We start from the raw sequence: 287 nt of genomic DNA on the forward strand, positions 1-287 counted from the left end.
GAACAGCAGATGGCGAGCATCACGAGCCAGAGCGGACCGGACGTCGAGGAGATCGCTTCCTCGTGGATCCCTCAGCAGGTCGAAGCGGGCGGCTGGATGGACATGCAGGAGATAGACGGGTCTCAGGAACTGGACCCGTTTTTCGACCCTGTCCAGGACGTTGCGATGTACGACGGCAAGCAGATCGGTGTCCCCTGGTACTGGGGACCGCGCGGACATCTTCAGTACGACCCGCTTCTGGAAAATGCTGGCCTCGACGGATCGCCGTCGACGTGGGACGAACTCGC

At 62.0% G+C, this 287-nt stretch carries 1 protein-coding gene; it reads left to right on the top strand.

Going from position 1 to position 287, the window contains the following annotated elements; all coding sequences use genetic code 11:
* A partial coding sequence (locus SM755_RS23435; protein ID WP_323174807.1) for an extracellular solute-binding protein occupies positions 1 to 287 on the top strand: 287 nt, incomplete at both ends.

Origin of the sequence: Natrialba sp. PRR66, from assembly GCF_034808065.1 — an archaeon.
GTDB classification, from domain to species: Archaea; Halobacteriota; Halobacteria; order Halobacteriales; family Natrialbaceae; genus Natrialba; species Natrialba aegyptia.